This window comes from Brevundimonas sp. FV1ye7S, from assembly GCF_058680995.1.
On record NZ_CM178726.1, the window covers coordinates 1081025 to 1103057 of the forward strand.

Genomic DNA, 22033 nt, shown 5'->3' on the forward strand with positions numbered 1-22033 from the left:
GCCTAGCCAGGTCTGGATGCCCGACGGGCCGTGGAAGTCGGGACGAGCGTCTGATCCTCATTCTCGTCTTCATCAGGCGCATATTCGAGGATATCGCCCGGCGCGCAGTCCAGATAGCGGCAGAGGGCGTCGAGGGTGTCGAACCTCAGCCCCCGCACCTTGCCGGATTTCAGCAGGGACAGATTGGTCTCCGAAATGCCGATGGCGCGCGCCAGGACGTTGGAGCGCACCTTGCGTCGGGCCATGACCACGTCGAGGCGCAGGATGATAGGCATCAGACAAACCTCGAGGCGTCGTCGTGGACCTCGGCGCCCAACTGCATCACGCGGGCGATGACCAGCAGCACCAGGCCCAGGCAGAGGGCCTTCGCGCTGTCGAGCCTGAGCCAGCCGTCGTCGTCGAAGCCGCTGGCGCTGACCAGAATATGCCCCAGTGTCGGCGCCACGGCATAGGCCAGGAGCCAGAGGGCGATCCGGCCGATGCAGCGGGCGTTCTCCGCCCCAAGCACGATTCCCGCGTGGTAGAGGCCGAACAGCCGCCGCAACTCCCACAGAACGGCCAGGGCTGGACCGATCATCAAGGTGGCCGAACACGCCAGGGCCAGCTTGCGGGTGAAGGGCAGAACCCCGACCGTGGTCCAGCCGGGGGGCAGGGGCGGCACGTCGCGGCCCAGCATGATCTGCATCCCGCCCGGCCGGACCTGAAGTCTCGGCCCGTCATAGGCCAGGACGCCGACGACGGCGGTGGCCAGGATCACGGCGCCGATGACGAAGAGGGCGGCGAACAGCCATTCCAGCGGGCGGCTGAGACCTCTGATCCTCGTCAAGGAGGCGGCCTCGGCCGGAACCGGGGGTGGGAGTTCAACGATAGTGGCCATAACCACGGTCTCTTTGATTGACAGATATATTTTTATGTATTTCGATATGTATCGCCACGCAAGCAGGGGAGACGCCGCATGGGATCGCCGAGGATTTCACGATGGATCGGGCTTGTCATGCCTGTCCTCCTGCTGGTGCCCGGCGGATGCGCCACTGTGGCGGCCGTCCATCCCGTCGTTGCATCCGACCTGGGCGCGCCCTCGCGCGCTTCCGCCCTGGAAGCCAGCCTGTCCCAGCCCGGCGTTGTGACCTTCGAGCGGATTGTCTTCGCGCGATGGACGGCGGGACGCGGGGCGTTCATCGATCGCGACGACTCCCGCACCGCCGGCGTGCCCAAGGGGATGGAGGAGGCGGTGATCTATGCCTATGCCATCGACCATCCCCGGTTCGGTCGATATCTGATCGACAGCGGCGTCTCGCAGGATCTGGAGCCGCGCCTCAATCCTTTGATGCGGCGCGCCTTGCATGATCTGAACATCCGGATCGAGCGGACGACGGCCGAATGGCTGCAAGGCGGGCCGCCGCCGCGCGCCGTCTTCCTGACCCATCTGCATTTCGATCATGTCGGCGGGCTGCTGGACATGCCGGACGATACCCCAGTCTATGTCGGTCGCGGGGACGCCGAGGAGCGGATCTGGGCTTATGGCTTGATCGGCCGGCCGGCGGATATTGCGCTGGAGGGGAAGGGGCCGTTGCACGAATGGGCGTTCACGCCCGATCCCGACGGGGCCTTCGCCGGAATCATCGACGTCTTCGGCGACGGATCGGTCTGGGCCTTGAGCCTGCCGGGGCATTCGCCAGGCTCGACCGGCTATCTGATCAATGCGGTGGACGGCCCCAAACTGGTGGTCGGCGATGCGGTGTCGACGCGACTGGGCTGGGAACAGGCCATGCCCCAGCCGCTGCCGGTCTCGGCCCGCGCCGAGGCGGAAGCATCGGCGGATCGTCTGCGCCGCTTCGCCGCCGCCCATCCCCAGGTCGAAGTCTTCCTGGGGCATCAATCCCGGACGAACCAGACCGACTAGGACTTTTGAGAAGCCCTCACCCCTGCGGCGTGATGAACACCGGGTTGGCGTAGAACCACAGGTCGCTCCAGGGGGCTTCGCCGGCGGGCTCAAGCTCGGTACCGTTGGTGCCGCGCGGGGCGTGGGCGAGGCGGGGAGGGTGTGACGGATGGCGACGATCTCGCCGTCGCGGGTCCAGTCGGCGGCGGTGAAGCGGCGCTCGACCTGGTTGGAGGGGTTGTGGTCGGCGCCCCGACGGGGTTGAGGGATGGGGATGCTGCCGATTTCTGGCAGCAGGTCTGTTAGGATCGCGTCGTGTCCCGGTCCGAACGCCTGCTCGATCTTCTGAACGCTCTGCGGCGGCGTCGCCGGCCGGTCAGCGGTCGTGCGCTGGCGGAGGAGACGGGGGTCAGTCTGCGCACCCTGTATCGCGACATCGCCAGCCTGCAGGCCCAGGGGGCGACGATCGAGGGGGAGCCGGGGGTCGGCTATGTGCTGAAGCCGGGCTTCCTGCTGCCGCCGTTGATGTTCACGCCGGAGGAGGTGGAGGCCCTGGTGCTGGGCTCGCGCTGGGTCGCCGACCGAGCCGACGCGCGGATGCGCGAGGCGGCTCTGGGCGCGCTGGCGCGGATCGCGGCGGTGGTGCCGCCGGACCTGCGCGACGAGATGGAGACCTCGGCCCTGCTGGTCGTGCCCGGCGCGCCGTTCCCGGTCGATCTGGTCGATCCCGCCCTGTTGAGGAAGGCGATTCGCACCGAGCGGCGGCTGAGACTGTGTTACCGCGACGAGGCGGGGGCGGCGTCGGAACGGGTGGTTTGGCCCTTCGCCCTGGTCTTCTTCGACCGGGTGCGGCTGCTGCTGGCCTGGTGCGAGTTGCGGCAGGATTTTCGCAGTTTTCGCACCGACCGGATCGTCGAGGCCGAGGTGACGGAGGCGCGCTATCCCACCTCGCGCCAAGCCCTGCTGAAGACCTGGCGCGAGGCGCAGGAAAAACGGGGTGAGGCGGGATCATGCTGACAGGAACTGGCAGTAGTCCGGTCTAGGTTTGTTCTCGTAGAAGGCGGAGGGCGAACATGACTGACATCGACGATATCCTGCTGGCGGTCGCCGATCCCGAGGCCAGCGCCCGCTTCTATTCGGGCCTTCTGGGGCGCCGTCCCTTGATGGCCGGGCCGGACCGCGCCCTGTTCATGATGCGCTCGGGTCGAGCGCTGGGCCTGATGCGGCGGGCCCCTGCCGATGCGGGCGAGGGGCGCGAGCTGGAGTTCCCGCTCGACGACCCGGCCGCCGTCGAACAGGCCCATATCGACTGCTGGGACCGGGGCGCGCGCATCCTGATCCCGCCGATGGAGATGGATGCCGGGCGCGGCTTCGTGGCGCGCGACCCGGACGGGCATCGGCTGAGGGTCTACGCCGTCGCGGCCTGACGTTCGGTCAGCCCGGCTCGGTCGCGCGGGGGATTTCCACGGTGAACAGCGAGCCCCCGCCGACGGTGGCGCGATGGAAGGCCCGGCCGTGGTGCGCGTCTGCGACCGCCCGAACCACGGCCAGGCCGAGTCCGGATCCTGCGGCGTAGGTGGTGTGGCGGTTGAAGGGCTCGAACACCTGGGCGGCCCGGTCCGCGTCTATGCCGGGGCCGCCGTCCTCGACCGACATCCGCACGACGTCGCCGAACGGGGCGGTGCGGATGCACAGGGGGCCGGGGGTGGCGTGGCAGCGCGCGTTTTCGATCAAGGCCAGAGCCGCCTGCCGCAGGCGTGTGGGATCACAGTCGACGACGGCAGGCTCCAGACGCCAGATCGTCTCGAACCCGGCGGACGTCAGGCCTGGTTGGACGACGTTACGCAGGTCGCCGATGACCTCGGCCAGATCGACGGTCTCGAGCTGCAGGTCCAGATGGTCGCTGTCGGCCAGGCTGACGACCCGAAGATCCTCGACCACGCGCGCAAGGCTGTCGACCTGACGCAGCAAACTGGTCACGGTGCGGTCGTCGATCTCGAACACCCCGTCCGCCACGCCTTCCAGCCGCCCCTTCAGGATGGTGACGGGGGTCCGCAGTTCGTGGGCGATCTTGGCGTTCCAGGTGATCATGCCGGCGGCCAGGGCTTCCAGCCGTTCCGCCATCCGGTTGAAGTCTGTGACCAACTGAGCGGTCTCGCCCAGGGCGCGACGGCCGACCACGGCGCGGGCGGTCAGATCGCCGTCCGTGATCCGACGGGCGGCGGCGGTCAACGAGGCCAGGGGCAGGACGATACGGCGCGCCAACTGCGCCCCGGCCAGAACGGAGACGCCGACCGCAAGGAGGACGGCGACGGCGATCACGCCATAATCAATGGCCTGCGGCGCCCAGTGGTGCGGCGCGGCGACGGCGTCAGGATGGTTCTCGAACACCCAGGCGTAGACGAAAAAGGCGCACAGGGCGCTGAGCAGGAAACCGGTCAGGGTGACCAGAGTCACGCGAACGGCGATCTTGCGCCCCACGCCCACGCCGACGACCCGCATCAGGCGTCAGGCTCCAGCCGATAGCCGACGCCGCGCACATTGGTCAGCAAACCGGCGGCGCCGGCGCTCTCCAGCTTGCGGCGCAGATGGCTGACGTGGCTGTCGATCGTGCGTTCCAGAACGTCCTGGTTCGGGAAACAGGCCTCCATGATCTCGAGCCGGGTGAAGACTCGCAGGGGGATGCGCGCCATATGGGCCAGGATGCGGAACTCGGTCAGGGTCAGGTCCAGCCCGCGCTTGCCGTCCGGCGTGAAGATCGCCGCCAGATAGTTCTCCAAGTGGATTTCCAGCGGACCGACTCGCAGCACCTTGGCGTCCGCCGCGCCGACGCTGCGGCGCAGAATGGCGTGGACGCGGGCGACGACCTCGATCGGCTTGAACGGCTTGACGATATAGTCGTCGGCGCCGATCCGCAGGGCCTGAAGCTTGTCAAGATCCTGGTCCAGGGCGGTGACCATGATGACCGGCGTCTCGCCCCGGCGGCGTAATTCGCCCAGTACGTCCCAGCCGTCCCGCACCGGCATGCGCACGTCCAGCAGGACCATATCCGGCTTCAGCGACGCATGCAGGTCGATCGCCTGCTGCCCATCCGAGGCTGCGACCGTGCGGAAACCTTCGCGCCGCATATAGGCGTCAAGTATCTCGACGATTTCGCCTTCGTCGTCGGCGATCAAAATCAGGCTGCTCATGACACCTCCATCCGCCGCCATCGCGCCGGACGGCCGCGAGGTCCAGAGGAACCGGACGTCTTCGGATAAATTTCATCCCGTCTTCACAAAGACTGGACGGTCGCAAAAAGACAAACCCCCTCCCGCCGGGCGGCGGAAGGGGGCTCTGGTTCGTCCCTAAGAGACGATCAGTAAGAGGCGCGCAGCTCGATGCCGAAGGTGCGCGGCGTGTTGAAGTTGCCGTAGTCGCCGATCACGCCCCGGTTGGACGGGTCGCGACGATAGACGTACTGCTCATTCAGCAGGTTGCGCGACCACAGGGCCACTTCCAGCAGCGGGCCGCCGTCACGGGTCGTGATGTCGGCCAGAGACAGGCGGCCGTTGACGATGAAGGACTTGTCGTTCTTCAGCTCGAACTGATCGAAGGCCTGGGTGGCGTCGGCGTAGTTGCCGTCGACGTGCGCCTTGAAGGTGGCGCCCATCAGCGGCGCCTTGTAGTCGGCGGCGACGCTGAAGGCGTTCTTCGGCGTATAGGCGATGAACACCTGCTGGACCACGTCGTTGAACGGGTTGCGGGTGGGGGGCACTTCGGCGTCCGTATAGGCGTAGGAGGCCGACAGGGTCAGGGCGTCGGTGATGCGCGCCATGCCTTCCAGTTCGACGCCCTTGATCTTGGTCGTGCCGGGGGCGTTGATGGTTTCCAGCGTGTTGCGGGTCGAGGCGCCGATCACAGTGACCAGGCTGAAGTCGATCTGGCTGTCCTCGCGCTCCGAGTAGAAGGCGGCGGCGTTGACGCGCAGACGGTGGTTCAGCCAGTCGCTCTTCAGGCCCAGTTCGTAGGACTTGATGTCTTCCGGACCGAACGAGCGGTAGGTCAGCGAGCGCGAGCTGGCGCCGCCGGCGCGGTAGCCCGTGGCGTATTTGGCGTAGACGTTGACGTCGTTGCTGACGTCATAGGCCACGGTGACCATCGGGTTGAAACGCTCGTTCTTCTCGTTGAACGTGTAGTTGGTCGGCGCATTATTGACCACGGACAGGACGCCCGACTTGTCGTCCCAGGTGAAGCGGCCGCCGGCGGTGATGTGCAGGGCGTCGTTCAGAACAGCCGGGGTCCAGGTCGCCTGACCGTAGACGGCCTTCGATTCGGATTCGGCGCGGCTGGCGCGGTCGATCGAGCGGGAGCCGCGGATCGTCGGGGTGGGGTCGTTGATGGTGTAGCCGGTGCCGTCCGCATTCCACTTGTTGGTCGAAGGCGTCGAGGCGTCGTCCGAGGCGGTTTCCTTGAAGTAGTAGAGGCCGCCGACGTAGTCGATGCGATCGCCCAGCGAACCGACAGCCTGCAACTCCTGGCTGAACTGGTGCTGCCAGAGGCCCGCCAGCGAGTAGCGGCTGAAGTTGCCGTTGGGTCCGGTGACGGGCGGGCGGTGGGCGCCGGCGATGTTGTCGTACTGTTCGACATCGACTTCGCGATAGGCGGTGATTGAGCGCAGTTCGAGACTGTCGGTCGGGTGATAGGACAGGTGCAGATCGACGCCCTTGGTGTCGTCGACGCTCCATTGCTGCGGCACGCCGATGTCGGCCGACTTCATGACGCTGTCGCCGTTGACCTGGACGAGCGGCGACAGGGCGCGGATGCTGCCCGAGGGAACGCTGGTCGAGGTGAAGGGGACGACGGTCAGGCCGTTGGGGTTGAAGTTCAGCAGTTGGCTGTAGAATGGAGTGTTCTTGTCCTTGCTGATATCGGCCGCCAGATCGGCGGTGAAGTTGTCGGTGGGGGTCCAGCGCACCTGGCCGCGCAGACCGCGACGGTCATAGGCGCCGAAGCCTTCCTCGCCCGGCAGGATGTTCTTGGTGACAGGCCCCTGGGCCGAGATCACGCCGTCCATCTTGACGGCGAAGTCGGCGATCGCCGGGAAGTCGACATGAAGTTCGGAGTTGTAGGAGTTGTAGTTGCCGACGCCGGCGACGGCGCGCATGCCGAACTCGCCGGTGGGCTTGCGCGTCACCAGCGACAGGGCGCCGCCTTCGGTGTTGCGACCGAACAGAGTGCCTTGCGGGCCCTTCAGGACTTCGATGCGTTCCACGTCCAGCAGAGCGGCGCCGAGGCCGTGCTGGCGACCCAGATAGACGCCGTCGACGTAGATGCCGACGCCCTGTTCACGCGCGGGCTGGTTGGCGTCGTTCGGCACGATGCCGCGGATGCCGATGGTCAGGGCGGACTGGCGCGCTTCGAAGGTGGCGACGCGCAGGCCGGGAACGGCGCCGTCGGCCAGATCCATCAGGCTCTGGACGTGGCGGTCTTCCAGGGCCTCGGAGTTCAGGACCGAGATCGAGATCGGCGTGTCCTGCAGATTGGTTTCACGCTTGGTCGCGGTGACGACGATGTCGTCCAGACCGGCCGGCGTGGCGTCGGCGGGAGCCGGCGCCGTTTGGGCGAGGGCGGAGAAAGGCGCAGCGAGTAGAGCGGTTCCCAGCAAAAGCTGGAGGCGGAGTTTGTTTTGACGGTGCATTTATATCCCCTGCTTGGTCAATGCGGGGATTACGGCGCCAATGCGATATGCAGTTTACATATCTGCAACACTGACATGCATTATTGATGTAATGAGATTCGAACAATATTCGCTGTAAATGCAGACGATCTCCATCGTATCTCCACAGATGGATACGTGCCCTGGTCTTTCCAGAATCCATGGGGGTTTGGAAGGCCGTGCTCGCTAAAGCGCCTCCAGAAAAGCAACGAGGTCTGCGCGTTCCTCTGCACTGAGGTCGCGGTTGATGAGCAGGGCGTCTGTGGTTGGAAACAGCGGATCGTCGGCCTGCTCGGGTTGCCGTCGCGGCCTCGCCCCGCCGGCATCGTAGAAGGCGACCACGCCCTCCAGCGTCGGGAAAAGGCCGTTGTGCATCCACGGGCCGGTGCGGCTGATGTTCAGCAGGGAGGGCGTGCGGAAGGCGCCGACGTCGGCGGGGGCGCCGGTGACTTCGTAGCGACCCAGGTCCTGGCGGGCGCGGCCGTAGAAGCTGAGGCCCAGATTGTGGAATTTCTGGTCGCTGAGCAGGGGGCCGGAGTGGCAGTTGGCGCAGCCGGCCTTGGTGCGGAACAGGTGCAGGCCGCGCAGCTGTTGATCGTTCAGGGCGTCGCTCCGGCCGGCCAGGAAGCGGGCGTAGGGGCTGGGGCGGGGCTTCAGGGTGCGCTGGAAGGCGGCCAGGGCCTTGGCGATCCGGTCGGTCGTGACCTCGGGCGAGCCGAAGGCCTGGGCGAAGGGGGCGGCGTAGGTCGGGTCGGCGGCGATGCGGGCCGTGACCGCCGGCAGGTCGGCGGCCATCTCCCTGGCGTCGACGATGGGGTGCAGGCTCTGCTCCTCCAGTGTCGTGACCCGGCCGTCCCAGAACAGGCTGGTCGCCCAGGCGGCGGTGGCGACCGAGGGAGCGTTGCGCCGTCCCCTCTGGCGGTCATGACCGAAGGAGGTGCGCACGCCGTCGGCGAAACCCAGCTCCCGCGCATGGCAGGAGGTGCAGGCGATCTGGCCCGAGGCGGACAGTTTCGGATCGTCGAACAGGCGCTGGCCCAGGGCGGCCTTTTCCGGCGTGGTCGGATTGTCGGCCGGCTCGGGCGCCGGGGGCAGGGGCGCGAACTCGGCGAAGGTCGCGCCCTCCTGCAAGAGCGGGCGGGGCCAGGTCTCGGGGCCGCCGGCGTAGGCCAGACGAAGCTCGGCGTCGCTGGACGGCGTCTGGACGCGCGAGACCGCCGCCCCCACGCCCAGATGGAGCGCGAGGACGGCGGTGACGAGGGCGGTGATGTCGCGGGCGGGTTTCAAGGTCTTCAGTACTTGTATTTCAGCGAGACCCAGAGGTTGCGGCCCAGCTGGTAGGGCTGGCTGGTCGAGGTCGAGTTGTTGTTCCGGATCGTGTCGAAGAGGTTGTTGACCCGCAGGTCCAGGGTCGTCGTGCCGAACTGGGTGCGGGCGATCTCGGCCTGGAGCGACAGATTGGCGTCGATGGAGGCGTCGTACTGAACTTCGCCGTAGACGTCGTAGGCCGACCCATCGACGGTGATGTTCTCGCCCGTGTCCTCGACCTGGGTGAATTCGTCCTTGAAGCGGGCGTTGAGGTTGGTGCGGATCCGGCCGTTCAGCCAGGTCGATCCCAAGTCGGCGTTGATGATGATGGGGGAGGCGTAGTCCGGGCGTTGATTGTCGGCCAGGGCCTTCCACATGGAGACGACCTCGCCCTTGTAATAGACCAGCTCGGCCTCTGTATCCTCGAGCTCGTCATAGTACTCCATCGCCGACGTCTTGGTGTGGGAGACGTTGCTGTTGAACGAGATCGTGTGGCGGCCGAATTTTCGCATCCATTCGACCGACAGGCCGCGATAGCTGGATGAGCCGTCGTTATCGACCGTCGAGACGGTGCGGGAGCGCGTGCCGAGGGTTTCGCTGATATAGGTCTCGGTCGTTTTGGTTAGAGAGAACTGATCCTTGCCTTCGCGCAGTATGCCTTTGACCCGATACTCGCCACCCAGCAGACCGCCGGCCACCGCCGCCGTCAGTTCGTCGGAATAGGGCGTCTTCAGGTCGGAGTCTGAATACCGGGCCGTGGACGTATGGGAGTATAAGGTCCAGTCGCCGTAGACGCCTCTGGCGGGCGTGCGGCGATAAATGTAGTTGTCCGGTGCGTCTTCCCGCAGGGCGTAACCTAGGAAACCGCGGCTGTAATAGCGGTTCAGACCGACCGTTGCGGTCATGCCGAACCAAGGCAGGTCATGGGCGATCGACAGGCGCGGCGAGACATCATGATTGCCGAGGAAGGTCTCATGGCCGTAGCGGAGACCGGCCCGAACCTCGAAACCCCGCCAGTCGAAGTCGTAACTGCCCCAGAGGCTGTAGGTCTGCAGGTCCAGCTGGGTTTGGTAGGCCCTGTAGATAGAATACTGGGTCAGAGCATAGGAGCCGGGCACGCAGGTGAGAGCCGCCGCCTCTTCGGGGTAAAGGCATCTGACTGCTGAACTGACTGTGCTGCGCGAGTAGGCGTAGTTGTCTTGAGGCCGGTTCTTTTCCGCCGTCGTATGGGTGAAGTCGAAGCCTGCGATCAGCTTGCCGCCGGCCAAGGGCTGTGACCACGTGGTCTTGAGGCCATAGTCCTGCTGTGACTGTTCCAGATCGCCGAAACTGCCCATGGTGCAGTTGCTGCTGTCGCACCAGTTGGCGACGGACGACGGAAGGCTGAGATTCACAGCGGGCGCGTCGCGGTCGTTGTCGGAGTCGGCGTAGGTCAGTTGGACGTTCCAGTCGGCGGCTCCATGCTTACCGCGCAGGCGCAGGTTGGAGGCCAGGCCGCCGCCGTGCTGGTACATCTGGTTGTCGATGCCGTTGCCCGAGGCGTTCATGCTCTCATAGGGGCTCCAGGTGATCTGGCCTTCCAGCGTCAGGTCCGTCGCCAGATCATACTCGCCCTTCAGCAGGAAGTTCTCGCTCTTGCTGGTTTGGCCGAAAGGGCCGCCGCCATAGGCGGAGCCGCGGTAGTAGGTGACCGTGGCGTCGGAATAGCTGTAGCCGCCCATCAGACGCAGGCGATCATTTAACGGCAGATCGATGGTGAAGCCGTAGCGCGACTTTTCGTAGTCCGGCTTATCAGGATAGACGCCTTCCAACTCGGCGCGCACGGCGTTGGTCATTCGATAGCTGGCCATGTCCGTCTGGGTGAAGCCATAATAGGCCGTCGCCTCATAGGCATAGGCCGGGGCGCGGGTCTTGATATCGACCACCCCGCCCAGGAAACCGCCGTATTCCGCCGGGATGTTCGAATCGATCAGCTTGATCTCGCCGATCAGGCTGGAGTCGACCCAAATGGACTGCGCGGAGGCCGCGCCGGCGACTTCGCCATAGTGCTGGGCTTTGGTGTTGAAGGTGTCGAGACGCGAGTTCACGCCTACGCCGTCCAAGACGAAGAGGTTGTCCAGATAGCTGGATCCGGCGATCGAAATGCGCGAGGGGCGGAGGTCCTGAAGGCTCTCGTCGTCGGCCATGCCCTCGTTGGCGCTGAACTGGACAGTCGGCGCCAGCTTGAGCAACTGATTGGCGTCGCCCGAGCCGGGCGCGCGGTCCTGGACCGACTCGCCGCTGAAGACCGTCGTGCCGGAATCGACGGCCGAACCGAAACTATAGGCGGTGGAGGCTTTTGATTCGTCTGTGACGACGACGGTGGGGATGGCGTCATCCCCCGCTTGGGCGGTCTGAGCCTGTGCAGCGCCTGCAAGCAGCAAAGCCGCTGCGCCGGCGGATGAAACGAGTGCGATACGCATGGTGATGATCCCCAACCCACTGAGCGGAGGCGGGGTACGCCTGGCTAAATTGAATTGCAACTCATTATCAGTTGCGTTTTCAGCAATCCGGTTTTATGCGCCCCTCATGCCGCCTGAGTATGTATCTCCGCTCGCCAAGGCAGCGACCGGGGTGGTCGTTGCGGTCGTCCAATTGGGTCTGTTGTCGATGCTGGCGGTCGGGTCTGTTCACCCGCCGACGCCCGATCAGGGCGGCGCGCCGGTGATCGAACTGACGCTGTCGCCGCGCGCGGCCTTCGACAGTGTCGATGGATCGACAGAGGCGGCGGCTTCCAAGGGGGGCGACCATCCCAAGGCGGCGCATGAACCCGAGGTCCAGACCGCGCCCGTCCGACCGGCGCCCAGGCCGTCGCAGCCCCGGTTTCCAACACTTCAGACGACGTCCATAGCCCTGACGTCCGCCGTTTCGGAGCCGCTGGTTTCGTTTCAGGCGGAGGGCGGATCGGAAGCTGAACCGGGACCCGATGGGGCGCAGGACCTGCGGCGGGGCCTGACCGGGGGCGGCGGGGCGGCGACGTCCGGCGCCAACGGAGGCGCCCAGATCGCCGACTATTACGCCCAGGTTCTGCGCTGGGTGGAGACGCACAAGCGGCACCCCGGGGGCGTCACGGGCCTGGTGACGGTGGCCTTCACCCTGGATCGCCGGGGGCGTGTCAGCGACGCGCGCATCTTGTCGAGCAGCGGTCGAGCGGCGCTGGACGCCGCGACCCTGAGCCAGATCAGGGCCGCAGAGCCGTTTCCCCGGCCCCCTGCCGGCACGACCTGGCGGACGCGCGAGTTCCGCGTGCGGCTGGACTATCGCCCGCGCGAGGGCGGGCGAGACGCCCGTTGAGGCTCAGACCGCGACCGCCGTCGTGTCGCGGATGAAGCCGCCGCCCAGAACGCGGTCGGGGTCGGCCGGGTCGTACAGGGCGCAGGCTTGGCCGGGGGCGACGCCTTCCTCGCCCTCGTCGAAGACGATGCGGACGTCGCCGTCGACCAGGGCCAGGCGGGCGGGCGAGGGCTGGCGCGTGGAGCGGACGCGGGCCAGGACGGGGAGGCCGGCTTCTGCGGCCTCATGGATCGTGGCTTCGTCGCCCAGCCAGTTCGTCTCTTCCAGCGTCAGGCTGGCGGTCAGCAGGGCTTCGCGCGGGCCGACGATCACGCGGCGGGTTTCGGGCTCCAGCCTGACCACGAACAGGGGCTCGCCCACGGCGACGTTCAGGCCCCGGCGCTGGCCGATGGTGTAGTCGGTGATGCCGGCGTGGGCGCCCAGCACCCGGCCGTCCATATGCACGATCTCGCCGGCCTCGCGGCCCTGCGGCCGCAGGCGGTCGATCAGGGTGCGATAGTCGCCCGAGGGGACGAAACAGATGTCCTGGCTGTCTGGCTTGGCGGCGATCTTCAGGCCCAGTTCGGCGGCGACGCCGCGCACCTGGGGCTTTTCGAGATCAGCGAGGGGGAAGCGCAGATAGTCGAGCTGGTCCGGGGTGGTGGCGAACAGGAAATAGGACTGGTCGCGCGAATGGTCGATCGCCTTGCGCATCTGCGAGCGATTGCCGACCGCGGCGCGGCGGACGTAGTGCCCGGTCGCCATGGCCTCTGCGCCCAGGTCGCGGGCGACGTCCAGCAGGTCGCGGAACTTGACCGTCTGATTGCAGCGGATGCAGGGGACCGGGGTCTGGCCCTTCAGATAGGAGTCGGCGAACTGGTCGATCACCGCGTCCTTGAACCGGCTTTCGTAGTCCAGGACATAGTGGGGGATGCCGATCATCTCGGCGGCCAGACGGGCGTCGTGGATGTCCTGGCCCGCGCAGCAGGCGCCCTTCTTCTTCAAGGCTGCGCCGTGGTCGTAGAGCTGCAGCGTGACGCCGACGACGTCATAGCCCGCCTTGTGCAGCAGGGCGGCGACGACGGTGGAGTCCACCCCGCCCGACATGGCCGCGACGACGCGCGCCCCGACCGGCAGGCCGACCGCCGCCCGCGCGCTCTCGACTGCCGCATCCATGTCGGTGCGGCGAATGTCGGGAACGGGGCAGATGTCTTCGACCAGGGTCATGGCCGCCATTTAGTGCGGAACCCGCGCGATTTCGAGGCCGGCCAACGAAAAGGGCCGCATCCGTCGCCGGATGCGGCCCTCGTCGTCTTCGGGGGGAACCCTTAGGAGCGGTAGCTCTGGATCCGCGTCGTGCGCAGACCCTGCATGCCCCATTTGTCGATGGCCTTCTGCCAGGCGAGGAATTCTTCCGCCGTCAGGCGGTACTTCGCCAGGGCGTCGTCAAGACTCAGCAGACCGCCGCGAACGGCGGCGACGACCTCGGCCTTGCGGCGGATCACCCACCGATCCGTATTGGACGGCGGCAGATCGTTCAGGGTCAGGGGCGTGCCAGTCGGTCCGACCACGTATTGTTCGCCTTTGCTATTCAGGCGTCGCTCTTGCAACATGGGCTTATGCCTCTTTCACCAACACCGTAGTGTCATGAATGTAGGCCACCCCCGCTAAGGTCGGTTTAAGGGTCGTGGTGAAGGAACTGATAAAACCCGTCCCTCCCCAAACCATTTTGTAAACCTTGCTTGAACGACGATTCATTGAGACTAACGCTTACTTACTCGCCGATCAGCGTTTGATGTTGATCAGTTCGGCGAGCATTTCGTCCGCCGTGGTGATGATCTTTGACGAGGCGGAATAGGCCCGCTGGGTGGTGATCAGGCCGGTGAATTCGGCCGACAGATCGACGGTGGAGGATTCCAGCTGCTGGGCTGCGATCGTGCCGGCGCCGCCGGTTCCGGCCGCCTTCAGGTTGAAGGTGCCGCTCTCCAGGCTGACGGCGTAGGCGTTGCCGGAAACCTCTTTCAGGCTGTCGGGGCTCGGGAAGGTGGCTATGGCGACCTGGGCGATGCGGCGCATGACGCCGTTGTCGAAGATCGCGGTGACGAAGCCGCTTTCATCAATGGTGATCTCGCTCAGATTGCCGAAGGCCGTGCCGTTGGTGACGGTCGACTGCACCACGGACGCGGTGTTCAGTTGGCTGAGCCCGCCGGCGGAGGTGTTGAGGTCCAGCATCACCGTCTGGGCGGCGATGCCCAGGCCGTCGGCCCATTTGACCTTGCCGTTGTCCAGCGGGTCGGCGGGATCGATCGTGTTGTTAGGGTCTGACTCCAGGAAGGAGAGGGTCGCCTGGGTCGGGTCGTCGAACAGTCCCTTGCCGGCCGGCCAGCTCTGCATGGTTTCGACATCAAGGCGGCCCGAGGGTGTGAAGGCGATCAGGCCGGTCTTGATCTGGCCGTTCGTGTAGGGGGCGCCGGTCACGACGTCATCGGCCGGCGCCGAGACGATTTCAGCATACCACTGGTTCGGTTCGGCGCTTTTCAGGAAACGAATCTCAAGATTGCGCTGGCCGCCCTTGGAGTCAGACACCGGGATGTTCATCTTGAAGTCCGGCTTGACGCCCGCCGGCGTGTCGTCGTCTGCGTTGTACATCGCCATGGAGTTGACGGAGGGATCGTATTTCGTCTGGGCGACGCCGTTCGTCGCCATGCCGATTTCCGCGAAGTCGATCGCATAGGGCGTGCCGTTGACGGGCGGCGTGCCGCTGGTCGGGGTGATGGTCAGGGTGGTGGCGTTCGCCGTCGCCGATCCATTGGCGCTGGAAGCGGCGCTGGGAACGAAGCCGGTCAGGGCGCCGGTCGCGTCGTAGGTGGCCGTGCCGACGATCTTGGTGATGCCTGACTTCAAAGTGACTTCAAACGTATTGGCCCCGGTTCGCTTATAGCCGACGGTGATGTCGTGCTTGACTGGCGGAACAGCGGCGTCTTCGACGCCGTTGTAGCTGGTGGGAGCAGCGGGGCTGGATACGGCCTGGGTCGAGCGCAGATTGGCGTTGATCTGGACGCGGGTGGTCGGCTCGGCCGTGCCGCCGACCGAGCCGATATTCACCGAGCGCAGGCGCGACAGGTCGGACGGGTCGGTCGCGATCTCCCCGTTGGAATCCACCGGCCAGCCCTGCAGGTAAAGGCCGGCGCTGTTCTTCAGATAGCCCAGGTTGTCGACGCGGAAGGCGCCTGCGCGGGTGAACAGGCGGGTGTCCGTGGCACCGACGTTTTCGGCCTGGGTCGTGGTGACGAAAAAGCCCTGTCCACTGACGGCGAGATCCGTGCTGGCGGTCGTGCGCTGGAGCTGGCCTTCCTGGCTGACGAAGGCCCGGGTGTTGGCCATCACGCCGCCCGCCGAATAGGAACCGCCGGCGCGGGTCTGGCTGTTGACCAGGGTCTGGAACTCGCCCTGCGAGCGTTTGTAGCCGACGGTGTTGACGTTGGCGATGTTCTGCGAGATCGCCGCCAGGGCGGCGGAGTTGGCGGCCAGGCCGGACACGCCGGCCAGCATTGCGCTGTTCAAGCTCATGAAGACGCTCCTTGAATGGAATTCATCGGGAAGGCGGCGGAGCGCATCATGCGGCCGCCTCCTCGGTCGGGACGTCCGGATTCTCCGTATCGTCGTTGCTCGGTTTGTCGGCGATCTCGTTCAGCGAGATCACGGTCGAGAGGGGGAGTATGGTCTCGCCGACCACCAGGTACGGTTCGCCATTATACATTTCGACGCCCTTGACCCGGCCCTGGGTCAGCGCCTGGCTGGCGACGTTGGCGTTCTTGGAGTCCATCGCCGAGACCTTCAGCGTATAGACGCCTTCCGTCAGGACTTCGCCGCCGCTCGTCTTGCCGTCCCAGGTGAAGGAGTGAAGTCCTTGGGACTTGTCGGGCGCCGGACCTTCCCAGACGATCTTGCCCTTGCTGTCCAGGACCTTCAGCGTGACGGCGGCGGCGTCGGACGCCAGTTCGTAGTTCCAGTCCGCCTTGCCGTCCTTCAGTGTCGTGGCCGACCAGGCTGCGGTCACTTCCTTGCCGATATAGGCGGCGGCGTTGTTCAGATTGCCCGACTGAGCCGCGACCAGGCTGGTCAGCAGGTCGTTGGTCAGCAGTTGCTGCTCCACACCGGCCATCTGGGTCAATTGGGCGGTGAACTCGTTGGAATCGAGCGGCGACAACGGATCCTGGTTCTTCATCTGCGTGGTCAGCAGGGTCAGGAAGGTCTCGAAGTTCGAGGCCAGCATCGTCGTGCCGCTGTTCAGGCGGCCGGAGGCGTCGACGGAGGAAACGGCGGTGGCCATGGGGTCAGACCCTCACATCGACGCGGTCGCGCGTCTGGGAATGGTTGGTCCAGGCGCCCTGGGGCGGCGCAATGGAAAGATCGGCCTGGGCGGTCAGGCGCGCGCCGCGTGCGAACAGGCTCTGGTGCTGCTGCTGCTGGCGGTCGAAACCGCCGCCGGACGAGGTGTCGCGTTGGGTGAAATCGAGCGAGTCGCTGGCGAGCTGGAAACCGGCGTCCTGAAGCTGGCGACGCAGTTCGTCGGCGCGGCCGCGCAATTCGGCGGCGGCGGCCGGATTGTCGAAGGCCAGGCGTGCGGCGAGCCGGCCGTCGGCGCCGATCTCCAGGCTTACGTCCACCCGACCCAGATCCTCTGGCGTCAGCACCATGTCGAAACGGGTGGAGCGTCCCTCAAGCTTGCGGGCGATCTGGGCGGCGAGATGGGCCGTCGTTTCGATGGTGGCGCGCGACAGGGACGAGGCGCTGGTCGTTTGGGTCGTGGTCGTCGCCGCATCGAGCGCGCGGGCTTCCGTGGCGCCATCGACAGGCGTGGCCGGATCGAGCGACGTCATGGCCGCATCGAGGACCGGAACGGTTCCGGTCGGCGCGGCTTCGGTCGAGGCGGCGTTCTGGGCCGGGGGCGGCGTTGCGTCCGCCATGGCGATGTGGTCGCTGAGCGCGGGTTGCGCCACGTTCTGACCTTGGCTCGCCTCGGCGGGTGCGGGTGCGGGTGCGGGTGCGGGCTTGGTCGAGGCCGGGTTGGGGTGGGCGGCGTTCGTCACGGGCGTCGTCGCCGCCTTGGGAGGCGCGCTTTCAGCCGGTTGCGATGTCGCGATGACCGGCGCGGGCTCTGCGTCAGACGGTTCAGTCGGGACTTCGACTTTGGCGTCTATGGCCTGAACCGCTTCGGCGACCGCCAGGCTCGAGACTACCGCGACCGTCTGGACGGGCTGCGCTGCGAGGTTGGTCGACTGGGTCGAGACCTTCACGTCCATCTTCGGCGCGGCGGCCTCGATTTTGGGAGAAACGGCGCTGGCGCCGGCGGATTGAACGGGTTCCGAGACCGGCTTTGTCGCCGCCTTTTCGGCCGGCTTCACGATAGAGGCGTCGGCCGCCACGGCTGATTTGTCGGGGGCCGAGGGTGGGGCGTTCTTCACGCCAGCCGAAGCCTGTCCCGTCATCCCCGATTCCGGCAAAGGCGCCTTTGTCGTTACGTCGTCTTTGGCGACGGGCGGAGATGACTCGGCGGCGTGGACTTGCTGCACGGCCAGAGCGGCGAGTGTCTGGTCGACATCAGGGGCGACGGGCGCCGCCGCAGCCGTTTCGTGATTCTGGGCCAGGCTCTGTTCGTGCGGGGAGGTCTCTGCCGAGCCGTTGATCGGAGTCTGCGTGGGGGCGTCCGGGATCGGCGATGGGGCAGGCCTTGCCTCGACCAACGCGGTTTCGGTCGCGGCCGTCGCGTTCTGCTGAGCGGAGGGCTCAACGGTCACGCCTGCCGCAGCGCCCTGTTCAAGGGCCGCTGTCGTCTGGCCAACGCTTGCGTCCTCGGCAGCCGCTGTTTCAAGCGACGGTTCGGACGCTGTGGTCGGCGCAACAATGGGGGCGGCCACAGGAGCCGACTGCGGGAGAGGAGGTTGAGGCGCAGCCGCGAGGTCGGAAGGTGCGACGGGCGTATCCGTCTGTTCGGTGTCGGGCGCGGCGTCGGCGGCGGCGTCTGAGGTCGGCGCTTCAACGGCGATCAAGGCGTCAGGTGCGACGTCCACCGCTTCCGCCAGGGCGGGAGAGGCGTCGGACGTCTCGGCCGCTTCCATCTCCGGGCTGGAGATCACCGGGAGCGAGAGGCGGCCCGGCGTCCGATGTGCAGCTTCGGCCTTTGCGGCGTCTGCTTTTACGCCCTGGATGGCGTCGGCCAGGTTCGAGGAGAACAGGCTGGCGGTCTCGCTGTCCGTGGCGCCCGGCGCAGCAGCGGCCGATCCGGCGGAGGCCGGAGGCGCGGAGGCGAACATGGCGAATGCGGACGGCATGAGAGGCAGGCGACCTTCAGGGCTGGGCGGCGCCTGCTGCGCCTGGTTCTTCCAACAGCCCGTCGCAAGGGGCGGGCCAGTTGCATATTCATTGATTTAAAAGGGAAAAACAGGAACCCGTCAAAAGCCGGCCATCGGGCGTGGGCCTTTCTTGCCGTGCGTTCGCCCCTTTTTTGCCCGGCTTGGAATGCGTCGCGTCTGGATCGAAATCGAAGTCCTCAGGCCTCCGTCATGTCGCGACGGATATGTTGGCCCGACGCTTGCGCACCTTGCGGACCATGAAGACTGCGCGATCCGCGATGTCGTTTAAAAACAACGCTCTGGTTGAGCGGCGGCGGCGCGTGGCCGGGCAAGATCTGCGCATGGCAGGGCAGGGCTTGCCGGGTGGGGCGAGGGGAGCCGGTCCATGTCGCTGACGTCGATCATGAATATCGCGACCTCGGGCCTCCAGACGGCCCAGGCCCAGTTGCGCGTGACGTCGGACAATATCGCCAACGTCCATACGCCGGGCTATGTGCGCAAGACCGTCGATCAGACGGCGGCCGTAACCCAGGGCTATGGCGCCGGCGTCGATATCGCGCGGGTTCGGCTGGCGACCGATCGGTTCCTGCAGGCTGCGGGGATGAGCGCCAATGCGGACGCGGCGCGCGAGACCGTGCGGTATGAACTGTACGATCAGATCCAGACCCGGTTCGGCGATCCCAGCGGCGACGGCGGTTTCTTCGCGGATATAGACAAGCTGTTCGCCAGCTATGCGACCCTGGGCGAAAGCCCCACATCTTCAGCCGCGCGCCAGGACACGATCTACAAGACCCAGGCCTTGTTCAATGAGGCCGCAGGCATCGCCACCCAGATCCAGGCGGCGCGCCAGGAAGCCGACGGGCGGCTTCAGAACGCGGTCGAGACGATCAATCCGCTGCTGGAACAGATCGCCAAGCTCAACAAGACGATCGCCGCCGGAACGGTCATCAACCAGGACGTAACGGGCGCACAGAACGCCCAACAGACGCTGATCGACCAACTGTCCAAATATATGGACGTCAAGGTGGAGGCCCGGGCCAATGGGGGCGTCACCTTGCGGACCGGGACGGGCACGACCCTGGTTGGCGAAGGGAATGCGACCCTGTCCTACAAGGCGGCGGGGACGGTGGACGCGACGACGGCCTTCTCCGACATCATGATCACCGAACCGAACGGCACGCGCTGGCCGCTGCTGGACGGGGTGTCGTCGGGCGAGATCCGCGGGCTGGTCGAACTGCGCGACATCGACGCCCCGGCCGCCGCCGCCCGTCTGGGCGAACTGACGGCCAAGATGGCCGACGAACTGAACCGGGCCCACAACGCCAACAGCGCCGTGCCCGCGCCGACCAGTCTGACCGGACGAAACACCGGCCAGTCGCTGACGAACGCCCTGACCGGCTTTACCGGCAAGACCACGATCACGACGGTGAACAGCGCAGGCGTGATCCAGGGTTCGGCCGAGATCGTCTTCTCCGGCGCGACCATGACGGTCAACGGGGTGGCCGCCGATCCGACGACCTTCCTGGCGACGGTCAACGCCCAACTGGGGGGGACGGCGACGGTCGGCTTCTCCAATGGACAATTGCGGATCGAGGGCCAGGCCGGAAACGGAATCGCCATCGCCGACGATGCGACGACGCCGAGCAGCAAGGGCGGTCGAGGCTTCTCGCACTGGTTCGGGCTGAACGACCTGGTCAGCACCAAGACGCCGACCTTCTATGAAACCGGTCTGAGCCTGACGTCGCAGCACGGCTTCGATGCGGGCGAGAGTCTGACCTTCCGCATCGGCAGCGAGTCCGGCGCGAGACTGCGGGACGTCACGGTGGCGGTTCCCGCCGGGACCGGGACCATGGGCGAACTGCTGTCCGCGCTGAACGATCCGGTCGCGGGCGTGGGGCGGTTCGGCGCCTTCAGCCTGAACGCCTCGGGCGCATTGAGTTTCAAGGCCTATGACGCCAGCGCCACCACCATGAGCGTGGTCAAGGACGGCACGACCCAGGATCCGTCCGGCGTTTCCATGTCGCAGTTGTTCGGTCTGGGCGGTACGGGCGCGACGCGGGCGGGGGCCTACAGCGTCCGCAGCGACATCCAGCAGGACCCGGCCAAGCTGGCGCTGGCCCAGTTGAACCTGTCGGCCGCCGCCGGAACGCCGGCCTTGAGCAAGAACGACGGTCGCGGCGGACTTCTGCTGGCGGACGCGGGCAAGAAGAACGTCAATTTCGCCTCCGCCGGCGGCAACAGCGGCGGGAGCAAGACCCTGTCGTCCTATGCGGCGGACTTCGCCGGCGACATCGGCGGCAAGGCCTCGGCGGCCAAGACGCGCAGCGAGACGGCGACGGCCCTGTCACAGGAGGCCGACAGTCGTCGCGCCTCGGCCGAAGGCGTCAACATGGACGAGGAACTGGTCAATATGACCACCTTCCAGCAAGCCTATAACGCCTCTGCCCGCCTGATCCAGGCGAGCAAGGACATGTACGACACCCTGATCGGGATGCTGAAATGACGCGTGTCGCCACCGCCGGAAACTATCAGTCCGCCCTCCTGAATCTGATGACGGCCCAGAGCCGCGCCGAATTGGCGCAGGAGCGGATGGGCAGCGAAAAGATCGCGACCGACATGGCCGGCTATGGCCGGGGCGCGGAACAGCTGACCAGTCTGACCTCGACCCAGGCCCGGCTGGAAGGGTTCATCGGCGCCGGCGAGAGCGCGGCGGCGCGACTGAGCGCCCAGGACTTGGCCATGGGCCGGATCTACGAAGCCGGCACGGGCGCTCGCGAGGCTATCGCCAATGGGCTGGCCGCCGGCAGCATCACCAATCTGATGACCGAACTGGGTCTGCACTACCAGAACGTCCAGGGCGGGTTGAACGCCGAGCATCAGGGCTCCTATCTGTTCTCCGGCGGGCGTGGCGACGTCGCGCCGGCGACGGCCAAGACCATGGCCGATCTGGCCGCCGCCCCCTCGACCGCCTCGACCTTTGCGAACGACAGCCTGAAGCAGAAGTCGCGCATCGACGAGAACACCATGGTCGAGACCGGCTTCCTCGCGGACGAAATCGGCGGCCCCCTGACCGAGGTGTTCCGCAACATGCAGGCCTATCAGAACGGCACGCCGGTGATCATCGACGGGGTGACCTATACGCCCACGGGCGTCGGCACCCTGACGGGCCAGCCGGGGGCGGGCGTCACGGCCTTCCTGAACGCCCAGATGACCCAACTCGACAAGGCCAATCAGGGCGTGACCAACCAGAACGCCAAGAATGGTCTGGTGCAGAACCACGTCGAATCCGCTCTCGAAGCGCACGAATCCCAGAAGATCGCGCTCGACAAGATGATGCTGAAAAAGACGGGCTATGACCCGGCTCAGGCCGTGACCGACCTGCAGATGGCGCAGGTGGCGATCCAGGCCTCGGCGCAGGTGATCAATTCGCTGCGCAGCACGTCGCTGCTGGATCTGCTGCGATAGTCCGAGCTCCAG

18 protein-coding genes are annotated in these 22033 nt (G+C 66.3%); 6 read left to right on the forward strand and 12 right to left on the reverse strand.

Translation table 11 applies throughout. The features are described 5' to 3' along the window. Positions 1-2: 2 nt before the first annotated feature. Complete coding sequence (locus ACW18C_RS05240) at positions 3-275, reverse strand: helix-turn-helix domain-containing protein (RefSeq protein ID WP_492041032.1); 273 nt, start codon at positions 273-275, stop codon at positions 3-5. Continuing rightward, positions 275-826, reverse strand: a complete 552-nt coding sequence (locus ACW18C_RS05245) for a DUF2975 domain-containing protein (RefSeq protein WP_492073221.1) — start codon at positions 824-826, stop codon at positions 275-277. Before ACW18C_RS05245 ends, ACW18C_RS05240 begins: the two co-directional genes overlap by 1 nt. 168 nt (positions 827-994) lie before the next feature. Here ACW18C_RS05245 and ACW18C_RS05250 point away from each other — a divergent pair, with 168 nt between their 5' ends. From ACW18C_RS05250 to ACW18C_RS05260, 3 genes are all read left to right on the forward strand, one after another. Then, positions 995-1903, forward strand: a complete 909-nt coding sequence (locus ACW18C_RS05250; protein WP_492073223.1) for an MBL fold metallo-hydrolase — start codon at positions 995-997, stop codon at positions 1901-1903. A gap of 294 nt (positions 1904-2197) precedes the next feature. After that, complete coding sequence (locus ACW18C_RS05255) at positions 2198-2899, forward strand: helix-turn-helix transcriptional regulator (protein ID WP_492073225.1); 702 nt, start codon at positions 2198-2200, stop codon at positions 2897-2899. A 56-nt stretch (positions 2900-2955) separates the two neighbouring features. Further along, positions 2956-3309, forward strand: a complete 354-nt coding sequence (locus ACW18C_RS05260) for a VOC family protein (protein ID WP_492073227.1) — start codon at positions 2956-2958, stop codon at positions 3307-3309. A gap of 7 nt (positions 3310-3316) precedes the next feature. On the opposite strand, the gene ACW18C_RS05265 is transcribed toward ACW18C_RS05260, so the two are convergent. The 5 genes from ACW18C_RS05265 to ACW18C_RS05285 all read right to left on the reverse strand — a co-directional run bounded on the left by ACW18C_RS05265 (position 3317) and on the right by ACW18C_RS05285 (position 11350). After that, positions 3317-4384 (reverse strand): ATP-binding protein, encoded by a 1068-nt coding sequence (locus tag ACW18C_RS05265; protein ID WP_492073228.1) that lies wholly within the window; start codon positions 4382-4384, stop codon positions 3317-3319. Continuing rightward, entirely contained in the window at positions 4384-5073 is a 690-nt protein-coding gene (locus tag ACW18C_RS05270; RefSeq protein ID WP_492073229.1) for a response regulator, read from the reverse strand. The genes ACW18C_RS05265 and ACW18C_RS05270 overlap by 1 nt, the downstream gene beginning before the upstream one ends. Positions 5074-5240: 167 nt before the next feature. After that, positions 5241-7562: a TonB-dependent receptor gene (locus ACW18C_RS05275; protein ID WP_492073230.1), complete on the reverse strand. Its 2322-nt coding sequence runs from the start codon at positions 7560-7562 to the stop codon at positions 5241-5243. Positions 7563-7766: 204 nt separating this feature from the next. Continuing rightward, positions 7767-8867, reverse strand: a complete 1101-nt coding sequence (locus tag ACW18C_RS05280; protein WP_492073232.1) for a cytochrome-c peroxidase — start codon at positions 8865-8867, stop codon at positions 7767-7769. A 5-nt stretch (positions 8868-8872) separates the two neighbouring features. After that, the gene (locus tag ACW18C_RS05285) at positions 8873-11350 is read right to left on the reverse strand and encodes a TonB-dependent receptor (RefSeq protein ID WP_492073233.1); all 2478 of its coding nucleotides are present in this window, start codon (positions 11348-11350) and stop codon (positions 8873-8875) included. A gap of 106 nt (positions 11351-11456) precedes the next feature. Here ACW18C_RS05285 and ACW18C_RS05290 point away from each other — a divergent pair, with 106 nt between their 5' ends. Further along, positions 11457-12221 carry an energy transducer TonB family protein gene (locus tag ACW18C_RS05290; protein WP_492073234.1) on the forward strand — a complete coding sequence of 255 codons (765 nt, stop codon included), beginning with the start codon at positions 11457-11459 and terminating at the stop codon, positions 12219-12221. A 3-nt stretch (positions 12222-12224) separates the two neighbouring features. On the opposite strand, the gene mnmA is transcribed toward ACW18C_RS05290, so the two are convergent. The 5 genes from mnmA to ACW18C_RS05315 all read right to left on the reverse strand — a co-directional run bounded on the left by mnmA (position 12225) and on the right by ACW18C_RS05315 (position 18535). Continuing rightward, complete coding sequence (gene mnmA, locus ACW18C_RS05295) at positions 12225-13436, reverse strand: tRNA 2-thiouridine(34) synthase MnmA (RefSeq protein ID WP_492073236.1); 1212 nt, start codon at positions 13434-13436, stop codon at positions 12225-12227. Positions 13437-13528: 92 nt separating this feature from the next. Beyond that, complete coding sequence (gene sciP, locus ACW18C_RS05300) at positions 13529-13813, reverse strand: CtrA inhibitor SciP (RefSeq protein ID WP_026108337.1); 285 nt, start codon at positions 13811-13813, stop codon at positions 13529-13531. 172 nt (positions 13814-13985) lie between these two features. After that, positions 13986-15770: a flagellar hook protein FlgE gene (gene flgE / locus ACW18C_RS05305; protein ID WP_492073237.1), complete on the reverse strand. Its 1785-nt coding sequence runs from the start codon at positions 15768-15770 to the stop codon at positions 13986-13988. A 46-nt stretch (positions 15771-15816) separates the two neighbouring features. Further along, on the reverse strand, positions 15817-16533 hold the full coding sequence (locus ACW18C_RS05310) for a flagellar hook assembly protein FlgD (protein ID WP_492073238.1): 717 nt from the start codon (positions 16531-16533) through the stop codon (positions 15817-15819). Between the two features lie 4 nt (positions 16534-16537). Then, positions 16538-18535, reverse strand: coding sequence for a flagellar hook-length control protein FliK (locus tag ACW18C_RS05315; protein ID WP_492073239.1), 1998 nt, complete (start codon positions 18533-18535; stop codon positions 16538-16540). Between the two features lie 406 nt (positions 18536-18941). Between ACW18C_RS05315 and flgK the strand changes: the two genes are divergently transcribed. Together flgK and ACW18C_RS05325 are read left to right on the forward strand one after the other, a co-directional pair. Further along, entirely contained in the window at positions 18942-21059 is a 2118-nt protein-coding gene (gene flgK, locus ACW18C_RS05320; RefSeq protein ID WP_492073241.1) for a flagellar hook-associated protein FlgK, read from the forward strand. Continuing rightward, positions 21056-22021, forward strand: coding sequence for a flagellin (locus tag ACW18C_RS05325; RefSeq protein WP_008261892.1), 966 nt, complete (start codon positions 21056-21058; stop codon positions 22019-22021). The genes flgK and ACW18C_RS05325 overlap by 4 nt, the downstream gene beginning before the upstream one ends. Positions 22022-22033: the final 12 nt, after the last annotated feature.